This window comes from Weizmannia agrestimuris (assembly GCF_943193165.1).
Classification (GTDB): domain Bacteria; phylum Bacillota; class Bacilli; order Bacillales; family Bacillaceae_C; genus Weizmannia; species Weizmannia faecalis.
Window position 1 is genome coordinate 120430 of record NZ_CALPDC010000002.1, and the last position, 14133, is coordinate 134562.

Below are 14133 nucleotides of genomic sequence, written 5' to 3' on the forward strand. Positions count from 1 at the left end.
TCATTTGTCCAAAAAAACGATTGCAGTGCTCGGCGCGGGGAGCTGGGGCACTGCCTTGTCGATTGTTTTGGCTGATAACGGCTTTCAGGTCAGGTTGTGGGGAAACAAAAAAGGCCAGATCGATGAAATCAATACATCCCATACAAACGCGTTTTATTTGCCGGGCATTCAGCTGCAATCTGCCATTACCGGCATCTTTTCACTTGAAGAAGCGTTAGACGACATTGATACCGCTGTACTGGCGGTCCCTACAAAAGCGGTGCGTGATGTATGCAGGCAAGTAAAAGCGGTGCGGAAAAGCCCGCTTTCCATCATCCATGTCACGAAAGGGATTGAACCGGGTTCCCTGATGCGCATTTCGGAAATGATTGAAGAAGAAATGCCGGAATCGTTGCTGCGGGATCTCACGGTTTTATCGGGGCCGAGCCATGCTGAAGAAGTCAGCCTGCGCCATCCGACGACCGTAACCGTTTCATCGAAAAAAATGGCAGCTGCCAAAAAAGCGCAGGACATTTTTATGAACTCGAATTTTCGCGTCTATACGAATCCCGACATCATTGGCGTCGAATTGGGCGGTTCCCTGAAAAATATTATTGCGCTTGCAGCCGGCATTTCGGACGGCCTCGGCTACGGGGACAATGCGAAAGCGGCTTTAATGACAAGAGGGCTTGCGGAAATCGCCCGGCTCGGCACTAAAATGGGTGCAAATCCGCTCACTTTTCTCGGGCTTGCCGGAATTGGCGACCTGATCGTGACGTGTACGAGTGTCCACTCGCGGAACTGGCGGGCCGGCAATATGCTCGGCAAAGGCAAAAAGCTCGATGATGTGCTGGAACAAATGGGAATGGTCGTGGAAGGCGTCCGGACAACAAAGGCGGCTTACCAGCTCTCCAGCCGGTACGAAGTGAAAATGCCGATTACCGATGCCCTTTACCATGTCTTATTTGAAGGACTTGATCCGAAAGAAGCAGTCGACAATTTAATGGGCCGGCTGAAAAAACATGAAATGGAAGGTTTGATGGATATGCTGGGGGAACAGTACTAGGCATCTTGGCAAAAAAGTCCCGGTAGGCTTTCGGACGATACCGGATGGATGCATGTTGCATAAACTGCAAGGAAAAAGAATTCGCTTTAAACTGCGCAGGCTGGGTATAGTCAACCTTTTCTCCGGGGCAGACGTTCGCCCCGGCCTTTTTTATGCCGTAAATTGAAACATTTCAAAAGCTTATGATATAATGTCCGAAGTCCGAAAAGTTTACGAATTTTACAAGGGAGAAAGGGGAGATGGTTTTGTCCCGGGGGATGGCGAATATGTGGATTTCGCTTTTTGGCATGGGCCTGCTCTGTTTGGCGATGGTATTGATTGTTGCAAGCCGATACAGGCTGAAACAAAAACTGTTCAAATGGGCGGCTGCTGTGATTGCGTATGCCTGCCTGGCGCTGGGCGGCCTGATTATGGCTTATATCGTGCTGAGCGGGCCGGCAAATTAACCGGAGGGGGAGATCGTTTTGCACTTCAAAAATATGCTGCTATTGCTTGTAGCTGTTTGCGCCTGCATCAGTTTAGGCGGCTGCCTTTATCCGGGGGCACAGGAAAAAGAAAGCGGGCTGCCGGATGACATGCAGCTTCAAATGGTGCAAAAAGCTGTAGATGAATACCGGAAAGACAATAGCGGCCTGCTTCCGATCAAGACAAAGCCGCAAAATACGCCGGTCTATTTAAAATACCCGATTGATTTCAACAAGCTGAAAAGCCCGAAAAACTACCTGCCCGATCCGCCGGCAAATGCGTATGACAACGGCGGCACGTTGCAATATGTGCTCCTTGATCCGGAACATCATCCGACGGTCAAAGTGTTTGATACGAGAATACCCGAGAAAATAAGAGACTTGCAAATCCGGATTGCGTCCCAGGGCTATCCGCCATTTAAAAAAGAGATTGCAAGAAATGTATACGCTTTAGATTTTAAAAAGCTCGGTTACAAAACAGATCCGTACGTGGTGTCTCCGTATACCGGCCGGAAACTGCCGTTTGTCATTACCGGGAGAGGCGGCATTTATGTCGATTACCGGGCTGATCTGGCAAAAGCGCTCAAAACGGGCAAGCGGGCGTTTAAACCCGGGGAAGATATCCGCGTGCTGTTAACTGAAGGCTCCCCGTTTGTACCGGCTTATTCCCTTCCCTGCACCGTAAATCAAAAAAATGAACCGGTATTTATGGCAAAATAGTCATAACCCTTTCTCATCCCAATATATTGTTAGAGAAAGGGTTTATTTTTTGGTCCTGCGTCTCTTCGTAAGGAAAAATTTTGAAAAAATAAACAGGGGCAAATCCTGTACAGCAACTTTTTGAAAATCTATAAAAAATCATTTTATAGACATAAGGCGGTCGGACAACATCATACACATATAATGTCCTATCATCAGCGCGAATGATGGTGTCCCGGGAACGAATGTGGGGAGGGAAACAAATTGGAAAAAGTTGATATTTTTAAAGATATTGCAGAACGTACGGGCGGCGATATTTATTTGGGGGTCGTGGGCGCCGTCAGAACGGGGAAATCCACTTTTATTAAAAAATTCATGGAACTCGTTGTGCTTCCGAACATTACAAACGAAGCGGACAGAAACCGGGCGCAGGATGAACTCCCGCAAAGCGCGGCTGGGAGAACGATTATGACGACAGAACCGAAATTTGTGCCGAACCAGGCGGTTGCTGTCCATGTCGACGAAGGGCTTGATGTGAACATCCGGCTTGTCGACTGTGTCGGCTACACGGTTCCGGGCGCGAAAGGATATGAAGATGAAAACGGCCCGCGCATGATCCATACGCCGTGGTATGAAGAACCGATTTCTTTCCACGAAGCGGCGGAAATCGGCACGAGAAAGGTCATTCAGGAACATTCAAGCATTGGGGTTGTGATCACGACAGACGGCACGATCGGCGAAATTCCGCGTGAGGATTACGTGGAAGCGGAAGAAAGGGTTGTTGCCGAGTTAAAAGAAGTCGGCAAACCGTTTATCATTGTTGTCAATTCGGCAAAGCCGCATCATTCGGAGACGGAAATGCTGAGGGCGGAATTGCAGGAAAAGTATGATCTTCCGGTGCTCGCCATGTCAGTGGAAAGCATGCGTGAAGCCGATGTGCTGAATGTGCTGCGGGAAGCGCTGTACGAATTTCCGGTACTGGAAGTCAATGTGAACCTGCCGAGCTGGGTCATGGTGTTAAAAGAAAACCACTGGCTGCGTGAAAATTATCAGGACGCCGTGAAAGAGTCAGTAAAAGACATTAAGCGGCTACGCGATGTGGACCGCGTTGTCCAGGCTTTTAACGAATATGAATTTATTGAATCTGCAAGCCTTGCTGGCATTGAAATGGGGCAAGGGGTGGCGGAAATCGACCTCGAGGCGCCGGATGAACTGTACGACCAGGTCTTAAAGGAAATCGTCGGCGTTGAAATCCGCGGCAAGGATCATCTGCTCGAGCTGATGCAGGATTTCGCCCATGCAAAATCGGAATACGACCAAATTTCCGATGCCCTGAAAATGGTGAAACAAACCGGCTACGGGATTGCCTCACCTTCCCTGCAGGATATGAGCCTGGATGAGCCGGAAATCATCCGCCAAGGATCCCGTTTCGGCGTCCGGCTGAAGGCAGTGGCGCCGTCCATCCATATGATCAAAGTCGATGTCGAATCGGAATTTGCCCCGATCATCGGGACGGAAAAGCAGAGCGAGGAGCTTGTGCGGTACCTGATGCAGGATTTTGAAGATGACCCGCTGTCCATCTGGAATTCGGATATTTTCGGGCGCAACTTAAGTTCCATTGTCAGGGAAGGCATCCAGGCAAAATTATCGCTTATGCCGGAAAATGCCCGCTATAAGTTAAAAGAAACGCTCGAACGGATCATTAACGAAGGGTCAGGCGGCCTGATCGCCATTATTTTGTAAGAGGGATACCGCGGTATCCCTTTTTTGTATACGTGGGACGAGCATCTTTGGCCGCAAGTTAGAATTTTTTCGGGAAAAGTACTTTAAATCCGAAAAAAATTGAAAAGTTTTCCTTTGTTAGCGAATAGTTCTTGCACCTCTCTTGCGATTATGATAATCTTTTAACAGAATTGGTGCTGAAAAGCCTGATTCCATCCGGTTTTAAACGTTTATGATGAGGGAAAACCGTATACACTGAAGAGAAGAAACTGGAAATGACTTCTACGTTTCTTTTGGAGGAGGTGAATGGAATGAATAAAACGGATTTAATCAATGCAGTGGCAGAAGCTACCGAACTTTCCAAAAAAGATACGACAAAAGCAGTTGACGCTATTTTTGATACAATTCAAAATGCATTGGCAAACGGAGATAAAGTCCAACTGATCGGGTTTGGTAATTTCGAAGTGCGCGAACGCGCTGCCCGTAAAGGAAGAAACCCGCAAACCGGCGAGGAAATCGACATTGCGGCAAGCAAAGTGCCTGCATTCAAGCCGGGGAAAGCGCTTAAAGACGCAGTGAAGTAATTACATATGGTTGGCTTTGAGCGGAAAAAAGGCTGCCTGGGCAGCCTTTTTTTTAATACAGCAGGGCCCAAAAAAGGGAAACGCGCATACGTTTGGCACCCGTTTTCCCGGGGCAAATGCCTGCGAAATCCCGGTACAGCCGGGGAAAGCCTGAGCGCGGCGTTTCCGGCGCTTTGACTGCAAACGGCGCTGTGGTAAGATGAATATATGAAAAGTTTTTTAAACGAATAAAAAGGAGGCCCGAAAATGAAAGCAGAGGCGCAGGCGGATTATATCGTCGTGAAAGCGTTGCAGGACGGGGTGAGCGTCATTGGGCTGTCAAGGGGTACCGATACGAAGCTGAACCATACGGAAATGCTGGATGATGGCGAAGTGCTGGTCGCACAGTTTACCGAACATACTTCCATGATCAAGATTCGCGGTGAAGCGCAAATCATGACCGGCATCGGGAGTTTGCAAAGCGAAGCGAAAAAATAAACCGAAATCAATTTGTTAACGGCCGTTTTACATATGTGATATAATAAACTACAGCTTATTTTTAGGCCAGATCAACGAAGAAACGGGGAAAGGGTTATGTCATACCAGAGGGAGCAGCAAATTGCCGCAATCAAACAGGCGATTGAAGAAGAAGTGGCACACGACTATTTAAATCAGTTTATTGATGCCCCATACATAGATGAAGACCGGATTTTGCTTTTGATAAGCAGCCTTGCGGGGCAGCCGTATACGGAACATGAAGTGAAGCAGTTTGTTGCGACTGCCATGCTGATCCAGATTGCCCTTGACACCCATGAAAAAGTAACCAATGCAAATGAAAATCAAAAAAACCGCCAGCTTACTGTTCTAGCGGGGGATTATTTCAGCAGCCTTTACTACAAACTGCTTGCGGGCGTGCACAACGTCCGGCTTGTCGGCATACTGGCGGAAGGAATCAAATCCGTAAATGAATATAAAGTGATGCTTTACCAATTTGACGATTCCGACGCGGAAACGTTCGTCGGGCATTTGAAAAAAACCGAATCCGCGATTATTACAAAATTTATGCAGTTTTTCGGTTCGCAGCCGCTCATCCGTTTAAGCGAAGAACTGCTTTTGTTTAACCGGCTGTTAAGGGAAAAGAAACAGGCTGAAAACGGGAAGCGCTCCATCCTGTTTGAAGCCTTGAACAAAATGGCTTACCCGGGTGACGGGCGCCCTTTTGAGCAGCTGCCGCATGAGAAAAAGCGGAAACTATTTTATATTTGTGAGAAGTATTTGAAAGAAAGCATCCGTGCGCTGCAGGCTGCGGCCATGTCGTGCGGAAACGAAATGCTTTCAGAGCGGATCCGCCTGCTGATGGGGCGGTATGGCGATGCAACGAGATTATATGCGGAGGAAGGGTAACCATGATGCCAAAAGAAGAACGGGTACACGCCGTTTTCGAAAAAATTTCGCAAAACTACGATAGAATGAACTCGGTGATCAGCTTCAGCCAGCATAAGCGGTGGCGGAAAGACCTGATGCGGAAAATGGCGGTAAGAGAAGGGAGCAGCGTACTCGATCTGTGCTGCGGGACGGCGGACTGGACGATTGCCCTCGCACAGGCAGTGGGCGAATCCGGCAGTGTGACAGGTCTCGATTTCAGTGAAAGCATGCTTGAAGTCGGGAAGCAGAAAGTGGACGCGCTCGGCTTAAAAAATGTCGCGCTCCGTTACGGAAATGCAATGGAACTGCCATTTGAAGATGCAACGTTTGATTATGTGACGGTCGGGTTCGGGCTCAGGAATGTCCCGGACTACAAACAGGTTTTGCAGGAAATGTATAGGGTGCTGAAGCCCGGCGGCATGGCGGCCTGCCTGGAAACCTCCCAGCCGGTGATTCCCGGGTACAGGCAGCTTTATTACTTTTATTTCCGCCGGATCATGCCGCTTCTCGGACAATGGTTCGCAAAAAGCTACCGGGAATATTCCTGGCTTCAGGAATCGGCACTACAGTTTCCGGGAATGGAAGAACTGGCGGCTGCTTTTTCCAATGCGGGTTTTGGCAGGATTTTGTACAAGCCGTTTGCCGGCGGGGCCGCAGCTGCACATATTGCCTTGAAAGAGAAATGATGATCGGATGGAGACGGAATGAAGGTACAAATGCTGTACTCGTTTTTAAAAACGGATATTGAGCTTATTGAACAAGAGCTGGCCAACGCTGTCGCATCAAACGCTGCCTTGATACAGCAGGCATCTGAAAGTTTGCTGAAAGCGGGAGGAAAAAGGATCCGCCCCGTATTTGTGCTGCTCGGCGCGAAATTCGGAGATTACGAAATCGAACGTGTCAAAAATGTCGCTGTTGCACTGGAATTGATCCATATGGCATCGCTTGTGCATGATGATGTCATTGATGATGCCGAATTGCGCCGGGGAAAACCGACCGTAAAAGCCAAATGGGACAACCGGATTGCCATGTATACAGGCGATTATATTCTCGCAACCGCGCTTGAATATATTACAAAAGTGGAGGATCTCTCCGCCCACCAAATTCTGGCGGATACACTTGTTGAAGTGTGCGTCGGCGAAATTGAGCAAATTAAGGATAAATACCGCTTTCATCAAAACTTGCGCTGTTACTTAAGGCGGATCAAGCGAAAAACGGCGTTGCTGATTGCAGCCAGCTGCCAGCTCGGAGCGATTGCATCGGGCGCCGACGAAAACATCCACCGCCAATTGTACCGGTTTGGCTACAATGTCGGGATGAGCTATCAAATTATTGATGATATCCTGGATTTTACCGGCACGGAGAAGCAGCTTGGAAAACCGGCAGGCGAAGATCTGCGCCAGGGCAATGTAACGCTTCCGGTGCTTTTTGCAAGGGAAGACCCAAAAATCAGAAAAAAGCTGGAATATGTCCATGAGCACATGCCAAAAGCGGAGCTTGAAGACGTTGTCAGACTGGTTAAACAGTCCGGCGCGATCGAACAGTCTTATGCAGTGAGCAACTGCTATCTAGAGAAAGCGCTCGATACGCTTGAGCAGCTTCCGGATACCCGTTTTAAAAAAATGCTGGCAGATTTGGCGCGTTATATGGGAAAAAGAAAGTTTTAAAAGAAAGCAGGGCTGCCGGGCAGTGCCCTGCGTTGGCGGCCCGGTTTTGAAGCGCTTACTTCAAACATATTGAGATTTTCCCGCCACCATGGTACGATTTTCTATGGTCAAGATGCCTTACATAGTAGAAATGCGAATGGAGTGGATGAAGATGGAAAGGACTTTTTTAATGGTAAAACCGGATGGGGTCAGCCGCCAGCTGATCGGCGAAATCGTTTCCCGCTTTGAAAAGAAAGGGTTTCGGCTTGCGGGGGCAAAATTGATGCAAATTTCGAATGAACTTGCAAAAAAGCATTACGCTGAGCATAAAGAACGCCCTTTTTTCAATGATCTCGTGGCATTTATTACTTCCGGTCCGGTCTTTGCCATGGTTTGGGAAGGCGAAAACATCATCGCTACCGCACGGCAAATGATGGGCAAAACGAATCCGGCCGAAGCCGCCCCGGGGACGATCCGCGGTGATTACGGCGTGATTGTCAGCAAAAACATTATTCACGGTTCCGACTCGGCAGAAAGCGCGAAACGTGAAATTTCCCTGTTTTTCCGGGAAGATGAGCTGATCTCATACAGCCGGCCGGCGGATGCTTCGATTTATTAAATCATGCAAAAAAAGATTGGCGATCCTCTCCGCGCCAATCTTTTTTTATGTTAAAATAAACGGTATGAACCAACAAATCTGAATAAAAATACGGGGATTGCATAATGAAAACAGAACTGGATGATTACGGCCGGTTCATTGCGCAAGTCAAAAAGAAAACGGGGATCGATTTATCTTTGTATAAAGAAGCGCAAATGAAAAGAAGGCTGACGACATTATATGAAAAAAGAGGTTTTTCATCTTTCAGTGAATTTTTTCACGGACTGGACAAAAACGAACATTTGCTGGAAGAATTTTTGGACAGAATGACGATTAATGTTTCAGAATTTTATAGAAATAAATCGAGGTGGGATGTGCTCGAACGGAACATTTTGCCAGGGCTGCTGAAAGAAAAAGGAGAAAAACTAAAAATCTGGAGCGCCGCTTCTTCTACGGGCGAAGAACCGTATACGATGGCGATGATCTTGTCCAAGTATTTACCGCTTAAAAAGATTCAGATCCTGGCGACCGATATTGATCAAAAAGCCCTGCAAAAGGCAGAAGCCGGCGTTTATTCCGAACGTTCGATCCTGGAAGTGCCGCGCGAAATGAAACAAAAATATTTTCAAAAAAGCAGCGGAGGTCCGTTCTATCGAATTGCGGACGAAATCAGGCGGGCGGTGGTGTTCAAACAACATAATTTGCTGCACGACCCTTATCCGGCAGCGGATCTGATTATTTGCCGGAACGTGCTGATTTATTTTACAGAAGAAGCCAAAGTGTCTGTTTACCGGAATTTCAGCAAAACGCTGTCGGCAAACGGCATATTATTTGTCGGCAGCACGGAGCAGATTTTCAATCCGGCTGCGTATGGATTTGAAATTGTAGACACCTTTTTCTATAGAAAAATATAAAGCGCTCCATCTATTCGATTTATAGCGATTGTGGTATAGTAATAGATATGTAATGCTTTAAAGTGATGAAGGGGGATGCAGAATGAGATATTTGACAGCAGGCGAGTCGCACGGCCCGGCGCTGACAACCATTATTGAAGGCCTTCCGGCGGGCATGCCGCTGACAGCTGAAGAAATTAACACTGACCTTGCTAGAAGGCAGAAAGGTTACGGCCGGGGACGGAGAATGCAGATAGAAAAGGACAGGGCAATCATTTCTGCCGGCGTTCGCCACGGATTGACGCTCGGTTCGCCGGTTGCGCTCACGGTTGAAAACAGGGACTGGGTGCACTGGAATAAGATCATGGGCATTGAGCCCCTTCCAGATGATGCGGACGATGTGAAACGGCGTGTGACCCGTCCGCGCCCGGGGCATGCCGATCTTGCCGGCGGGATCAAATACGGGCACAGGGATTTGCGCAATGTGCTCGAGCGCTCTTCCGCACGCGAGACCACCGTTCGTGTGGCCGCTGGGGCTGTCGCGAAAAAACTGCTGAAAGAGCTTGGCATTGAAGTGGCCTCGCATGTGCTTGAAATCGGGGGTGTACGCGCGGAAAAGGTGCCATATGATTCCCTTGCTTCCTTGCAGGAAAAAGCGGACGGTTCACCGGTACGCTGTTTGGATGACGGGGCGGCGCAAAAAATGATGGAAGCGATCGACACGGCAAAGAAAAACGGCGACTCGATCGGCGGCATTGTCGAAGTGATCGCAACCGGGATGCCGGCCGGTGTCGGCAGTTATGTTCATTACGACCGGAAGCTGGATGCAAAGCTGGCACGCGCCATCATCAGCATCAATGCGTTTAAAGGGGTGGAATTCGGGCTTGGCTTTGAAATGGCACACCGGCCCGGGAGCGAAGTCCATGATGAAATCGCCTGGTCGGAAGAAACGGGCTATACGCGCAAAACAAACCGGCTCGGCGGCTTTGAAGGCGGTATGACAACCGGCATGCCGATTGTCGTAAGAGGCGTCATGAAGCCGATCCCGACATTGTATAAGCCGCTTCAAAGCGTTGATATCGAAACGAAGGAACCTTTTGCAGCGAGCATCGAACGTTCCGACAGCTGTGCGGTGCCGGCAGCGAGCGTCGTCTGTGAGGCCGTTGTCGCCTGGGAGCTGGCGGAAGCGATCACTGCCCAGTTTTACAGCGACAGGATGGATGTGCTGAAAAAAACGGTTGCGGAGCAAAGAGAATACGGAAGGTTGTTTTAAATGGAAACGATCATCATTGATACAGAAACAAAACAGTACCCGGTATACATAGCAAGCGGCGCGCTCCAGGAGCTGGGTCCGCTCGTCCGCAAATATACGCGCTGCATGGTCATAACAGATCAAAATGTCCGGCCGCTTCACTTGGACAAACTGCTTTCGCAGCTTCCGGAAAGCGCGGAACAGTGTGTACTGACCGTGCCAGGCGGGGAAGATGCCAAAACGTTTGAAGTCTACCAGGAAGCTTTGACGTTTGCCGTGGAACATCATTTAGACCGGAAATCATGCATTCTTGCCTTTGGCGGGGGCGCGGTCGGCGATCTTGCCGGTTTTGTGGCGGCAACCTATATGCGCGGCATTGCGTTTATTCAAATCCCGACAACCATTTTGGCCCATGACAGCTCGGTCGGCGGCAAAGTAGCGATCAATCACCCGCTTGGAAAAAACCTCGTCGGCGCTTTTTACCAGCCGGAATTTGTATTGTATGACACAGATTTCCTGCGCACGCTCCCCAAAAAGCAGCTGTTAAGCGGATTTGCCGAACTTGTAAAGCATGCGCTTCTTTCGGATAAGGAGTTCCTTAAAGAATTGCAAACAAAGATTCCGGACGGCGGGCATCTTTTATCCCCGCATCTTCCGGACTTGTTGAAAAAAGGGATCAAAGTAAAGGCAGATATTGTCCGCAAAGATGAAAAAGAAACGGGTGTGCGTGCCTTTTTGAATTTCGGGCATACGCTTGGGCATGCCCTTGAGGCGCACGGCGGGTTCGGGAAAATCACCCATGGCGAAGCGGTCATGACCGGTATCGTCTACGCGCTTTTGATCAGCAGGGAACAGACCGGCCTTCAATTTGATTTGCCGCAATTTCTCAGCTGGATCGAAACGCTCGGCTATGATTGGAAAATTCCGGCTGGCGCAGCATTTGACGAAATCTATGCTTATATGAAACGCGATAAAAAAACAATTGCCGGCAATATTCACTTCGTCCTGCTTGAGTCTGTCGGCAAACCGGTGCTGGCTGAAGTGGACAAAGACCGGCTGAGCCGTCTGTTTCTGCTGCAGCAAAAGGGGGATTTGCATACATGATACGCGGAATACGCGGAGCGACTACGGTCGAGCGCGATCACGAAAGCGAAGTCCTTGCTGCTACTTCTGAGCTGATGAATGCCTTGATCGAAAAAAACGGGATCAAGCCGGACCGCGTTGCTTCCCTTTTGTTCTCGGCAACAGCCGATATCCGTTCGGCTTTTCCTTCGAAAGTCATGCGCCAATTCAGCGGCTGGAAGTATGTCCCGATTATGAATATGCAAGAAATTCCGGTTGAAGGAAGCCTTGTCCGCTGCATCCGTATCCTGATCCATGTCGACACGGACATTGGGCAGGAGGACATAAAACATGTGTATTTGCGCCGTGCAGCCGTGCTTCGTCCGGATTTAACAAAATAAGAGAATGCTAACGTGTCACGAACCGAAAGGAGAGAATGCGATCACCCCCTGGCTTGCGCTCTTGCATGGAAGCAGGGGACTCTCGCTAAAGATGATGAAATGGAGAACAAAAATTACGGATTTGCATGCATATGTGCCCGGAAAGACCATTGATGAAGTGAAAAAACAATACAGGCTCGATTCAATCGTGAAACTGGCATCCAATGAAAATCCGTTCGGCTATTCCCCGAAAGTGGATGAGGCTTTGAAAAACTTTCAGCCTGCTTTTACCCGTTATCCGGACGGGCACGCCTTACAACTGAGACAGAAAATGGCCGCACATCTCGGCGTTGATCCAACCGAACTGATTTTTACAAACGGGACGGACGAACTGATCCAAATCGTTTCCAGGTCACTCCTCGAACCAGGCAAAAATACGGTGATGGCCGCACCGACATTTTCCCAATACAAACATAATGCCATCATCGAGGGCGCCGAAGTCCGTGAAGTACCCTTAAAAGACGGGCGGCATGACCTGGAGGCGATGCTCGGGCAAATTGATGAAAACACGGCGGTTGTCTGGATTTGCAGCCCGAACAATCCGACGGGGACGTATACGACCGAACAGGAGTTGACCGCTTTTCTTGACCGCGTGCCGGAAGACGTGCTCGTTTTTATCGATGAAGCGTACAGCGAATACGTGGTCGCAAAAGATTACGAACAGGCGCTTGTCTTATTCCGCCGGTATCATCATTTGATTGTCAGCCGGACATTTTCGAAAATTTACGGACTGGCCGGTTTACGCGTCGGCTACGGGATTGCCGATCGAACGATCATCCAAAAGCTCGAGCCGGTGCGCCCGCCATTTAATACCAATGTCCTTGGCCAGCTGGCTGCCCAGGCGGCGTTGGAGGACCAGGCGTTTATCCAGAGCTGCCGCGACAAAAACCGGCAGGGGCTCGAACACTTTTATGCGTTTTGCCGCCGCAACAGCCTTGCATTTTACCCGTCGCAGGCAAATTTTATTTTAATCGATTTTCAATGCGATAGTGAGGAAGTTTGCCGGTTTTTGCTTGGCAGGGGATATATCGTCCGCTCCGGGGAAGCGCTCGGGATGCCGGGGACGGTCCGGGTGACCATCGGGTCGGAAGAACAGAACCGGGGCGTACTCGGGGCGATCGGGGCTTTTCTGGAAAGCCGCAAATGAACTTGACAACGGCGGGCCTTTTGACAGCAAAAGGCCGCCTTTTTACAAAAAGAGGTGGCACCTTTGAAAGGAAATGTGTTTGTGATCGGGCTCGGGTTAATCGGGGGATCCATTGCACTAGCGATTAAAAAGGAACATCCGGAAGCCAAGGTCACAGGGTATGATGCCAAATTGGAAGAAATGAAAATGGCAAAAGCCCTGATGGTCGTGGATGATTACGTGGAAACGATCCAAGACGGCGTGCGTGGCGCGGATTTAATTATATTGGCCACGCCGGTGCTTGTAACGGAAAAATTGATCGGGCAGCTCGGGCAAATGGAATTGAAGGAAAATGTGATCATCACCGATACGGGCAGCACGAAAGAAAGCATCATGGCAAAGGCGCAGCGGCTCGCCGGCAACAACACCGTTTTTATCGGCGGGCATCCGATGGCCGGTTCCCATAAAAGCGGCGTTACGGCCGCCAGCCTGTCCCTGTTTGAAAATGCCTTTTATTTGCTTACGCCTTTCCATGAACAAGATCAGCGGACGGAAGAATTGAAACAGTGGCTGAAAGGAACAAAGGCAAATTTCATCACCGTTTCTCCGGAAATGCATGATGAAATGGTTGCGGTCATCAGCCATTTTCCGCATGTTATCGCAGCGTCACTTGTCCATCTTGTGAAAGATGCAGATGCGGAATATCCCCTTTTAAAAAGGCTTGCTGCTGGGGGTTTCCGTGATATTACACGGATTGCCTCCTCAAGCCCGCAAATGTGGGCGGACATCTCTTGCGGTAACAGGGAAAACCTGATCAGGCTTTTGGATAGATGGGCGAAAAATCTTCAGGAAGTGAAAAAGGCGCTTGCAGACAACAAGTATGAGCTTCTCCACCGCTTTTATGCGGAAGCGAAACAATACCGCGACTGCCTTCCAATCAGCGGATCGGGCGCAATCCCGTCTTTTTACGATTTATTTGTCGATATTCCGGATGTCCCGGGGGTTGTTTCTCAAATTACCAATAAACTGGCGGAAAAAGGAATCTCTATTACGAATATCCGCATCCTTGAGGCGCGGGAAGATATATACGGCGTGCTCCGGATCAGTTTTCGCTCGGAAAACGACCGCGATCTAGCCATGAATCTTTTAAAAAAAGAAACCCCGCATGAAGTCTATATCCAATAGAAGGTGGTGGCTG

The 14133-nt window shown here is 49.2% G+C and carries 16 protein-coding genes; all 16 read left to right on the forward strand.

Features of this window, described 5'->3' with window-relative positions:
• The first annotated feature begins 4 nt into the window (after positions 1-4).
• The 16 genes from NFR98_RS01955 (at position 5) to NFR98_RS02030 (ending at position 14120) form a co-directional block, all read left to right on the forward strand.
• A complete protein-coding gene (locus tag NFR98_RS01955; protein ID WP_014098152.1) occupies positions 5-1045 on the forward strand; it encodes an NAD(P)H-dependent glycerol-3-phosphate dehydrogenase in 1041 nt (346 codons plus the stop codon).
• A 239-nt stretch (positions 1046-1284) separates the two neighbouring features.
• Positions 1285-1491, forward strand: a complete 207-nt coding sequence (locus NFR98_RS01960; RefSeq protein WP_014098153.1) for a DUF2768 domain-containing protein — start codon at positions 1285-1287, stop codon at positions 1489-1491.
• Between the two features lie 18 nt (positions 1492-1509).
• Complete coding sequence (locus NFR98_RS01965; protein ID WP_014098154.1) at positions 1510-2229, forward strand: YphF family lipoprotein; 720 nt, start codon at positions 1510-1512, stop codon at positions 2227-2229.
• A 243-nt stretch (positions 2230-2472) separates the two neighbouring features.
• Positions 2473-3951, forward strand: a complete 1479-nt coding sequence (spoIVA, locus tag NFR98_RS01970) for a stage IV sporulation protein A (RefSeq protein ID WP_014098155.1) — start codon at positions 2473-2475, stop codon at positions 3949-3951.
• 290 nt (positions 3952-4241) lie between these two features.
• Positions 4242-4514 carry an HU family DNA-binding protein gene (locus NFR98_RS01975; RefSeq protein ID WP_013859513.1) on the forward strand — a complete coding sequence of 91 codons (273 nt, stop codon included), beginning with the start codon at positions 4242-4244 and terminating at the stop codon, positions 4512-4514.
• Positions 4515-4760: 246 nt separating this feature from the next.
• Complete coding sequence (gene mtrB, locus NFR98_RS01980) at positions 4761-4991, forward strand: trp RNA-binding attenuation protein MtrB (RefSeq protein WP_017550470.1); 231 nt, start codon at positions 4761-4763, stop codon at positions 4989-4991.
• A 96-nt stretch (positions 4992-5087) separates the two neighbouring features.
• Positions 5088-5897 carry a heptaprenyl diphosphate synthase component 1 gene (locus NFR98_RS01985; RefSeq protein WP_017550469.1) on the forward strand — a complete coding sequence of 270 codons (810 nt, stop codon included), beginning with the start codon at positions 5088-5090 and terminating at the stop codon, positions 5895-5897.
• Between the two features lie 2 nt (positions 5898-5899).
• The gene (locus tag NFR98_RS01990) at positions 5900-6604 is read left to right on the forward strand and encodes a demethylmenaquinone methyltransferase (protein WP_017550468.1); all 705 of its coding nucleotides are present in this window, start codon (positions 5900-5902) and stop codon (positions 6602-6604) included.
• A gap of 18 nt (positions 6605-6622) precedes the next feature.
• Positions 6623-7585 carry a heptaprenyl diphosphate synthase component II gene (gene hepT / locus NFR98_RS01995; protein ID WP_017550467.1) on the forward strand — a complete coding sequence of 321 codons (963 nt, stop codon included), beginning with the start codon at positions 6623-6625 and terminating at the stop codon, positions 7583-7585.
• Positions 7586-7736: 151 nt separating this feature from the next.
• Positions 7737-8183, forward strand: coding sequence for a nucleoside-diphosphate kinase (gene ndk / locus NFR98_RS02000; protein ID WP_017550466.1), 447 nt, complete (start codon positions 7737-7739; stop codon positions 8181-8183).
• Between the two features lie 104 nt (positions 8184-8287).
• Positions 8288-9076 (forward strand): CheR family methyltransferase, encoded by a 789-nt coding sequence (locus tag NFR98_RS02005; protein WP_017550465.1) that lies wholly within the window; start codon positions 8288-8290, stop codon positions 9074-9076.
• An 82-nt stretch (positions 9077-9158) separates the two neighbouring features.
• A complete protein-coding gene (aroC, locus tag NFR98_RS02010) occupies positions 9159-10328 on the forward strand; it encodes a chorismate synthase (RefSeq protein WP_017550464.1) in 1170 nt (389 codons plus the stop codon).
• Positions 10329-11411, forward strand: a complete 1083-nt coding sequence (gene aroB / locus NFR98_RS02015) for a 3-dehydroquinate synthase (RefSeq protein ID WP_017550463.1) — start codon at positions 10329-10331, stop codon at positions 11409-11411. It begins immediately after the preceding gene.
• The gene (aroH, locus tag NFR98_RS02020) at positions 11408-11770 is read left to right on the forward strand and encodes a chorismate mutase (RefSeq protein WP_014098164.1); all 363 of its coding nucleotides are present in this window, start codon (positions 11408-11410) and stop codon (positions 11768-11770) included. The genes aroB and aroH overlap by 4 nt, the downstream gene beginning before the upstream one ends.
• Before the next feature lie 94 nt (positions 11771-11864).
• Positions 11865-12956 carry a histidinol-phosphate transaminase gene (gene hisC / locus NFR98_RS02025; protein ID WP_251459602.1) on the forward strand — a complete coding sequence of 364 codons (1092 nt, stop codon included), beginning with the start codon at positions 11865-11867 and terminating at the stop codon, positions 12954-12956.
• Between the two features lie 63 nt (positions 12957-13019).
• Positions 13020-14120, forward strand: a complete 1101-nt coding sequence (locus tag NFR98_RS02030) for a prephenate dehydrogenase (protein ID WP_014098166.1) — start codon at positions 13020-13022, stop codon at positions 14118-14120.
• Positions 14121-14133 lie beyond the last annotated feature (13 nt).

Excerpts from the sequence above, each read along its gene's own strand:
- NFR98_RS01960 (WP_014098153.1), top strand. The coding sequence starts at position 1,285 with ATGGTTTTGTCCCGGGGGATGGCGAATATGTGGATTTCGCTTTTTGGC.
- hisC (WP_251459602.1), top strand. The coding sequence starts at position 11,865 with ATGAAATGGAGAACAAAAATTACGGATTTGCATGCATATGTGCCCGGA.
- NFR98_RS02005 (WP_017550465.1), top strand. The coding sequence starts at position 8,288 with ATGAAAACAGAACTGGATGATTACGGCCGGTTCATTGCGCAAGTCAAA.
- NFR98_RS01990 (WP_017550468.1), top strand. The coding sequence starts at position 5,900 with ATGATGCCAAAAGAAGAACGGGTACACGCCGTTTTCGAAAAAATTTCG.
- aroH (WP_014098164.1), top strand. The coding sequence starts at position 11,408 with ATGATACGCGGAATACGCGGAGCGACTACGGTCGAGCGCGATCACGAA.
- aroC (WP_017550464.1), top strand. The coding sequence starts at position 9,159 with ATGAGATATTTGACAGCAGGCGAGTCGCACGGCCCGGCGCTGACAACC.
- aroB (WP_017550463.1), top strand. The coding sequence starts at position 10,329 with ATGGAAACGATCATCATTGATACAGAAACAAAACAGTACCCGGTATAC.
- NFR98_RS01975 (WP_013859513.1), top strand. The coding sequence starts at position 4,242 with ATGAATAAAACGGATTTAATCAATGCAGTGGCAGAAGCTACCGAACTT.
- hepT (WP_017550467.1), top strand. The coding sequence starts at position 6,623 with ATGAAGGTACAAATGCTGTACTCGTTTTTAAAAACGGATATTGAGCTT.
- ndk (WP_017550466.1), top strand. The coding sequence starts at position 7,737 with ATGGAAAGGACTTTTTTAATGGTAAAACCGGATGGGGTCAGCCGCCAG.
- NFR98_RS01985 (WP_017550469.1), top strand. The coding sequence starts at position 5,088 with ATGTCATACCAGAGGGAGCAGCAAATTGCCGCAATCAAACAGGCGATT.
- mtrB (WP_017550470.1), top strand. The coding sequence starts at position 4,761 with ATGAAAGCAGAGGCGCAGGCGGATTATATCGTCGTGAAAGCGTTGCAG.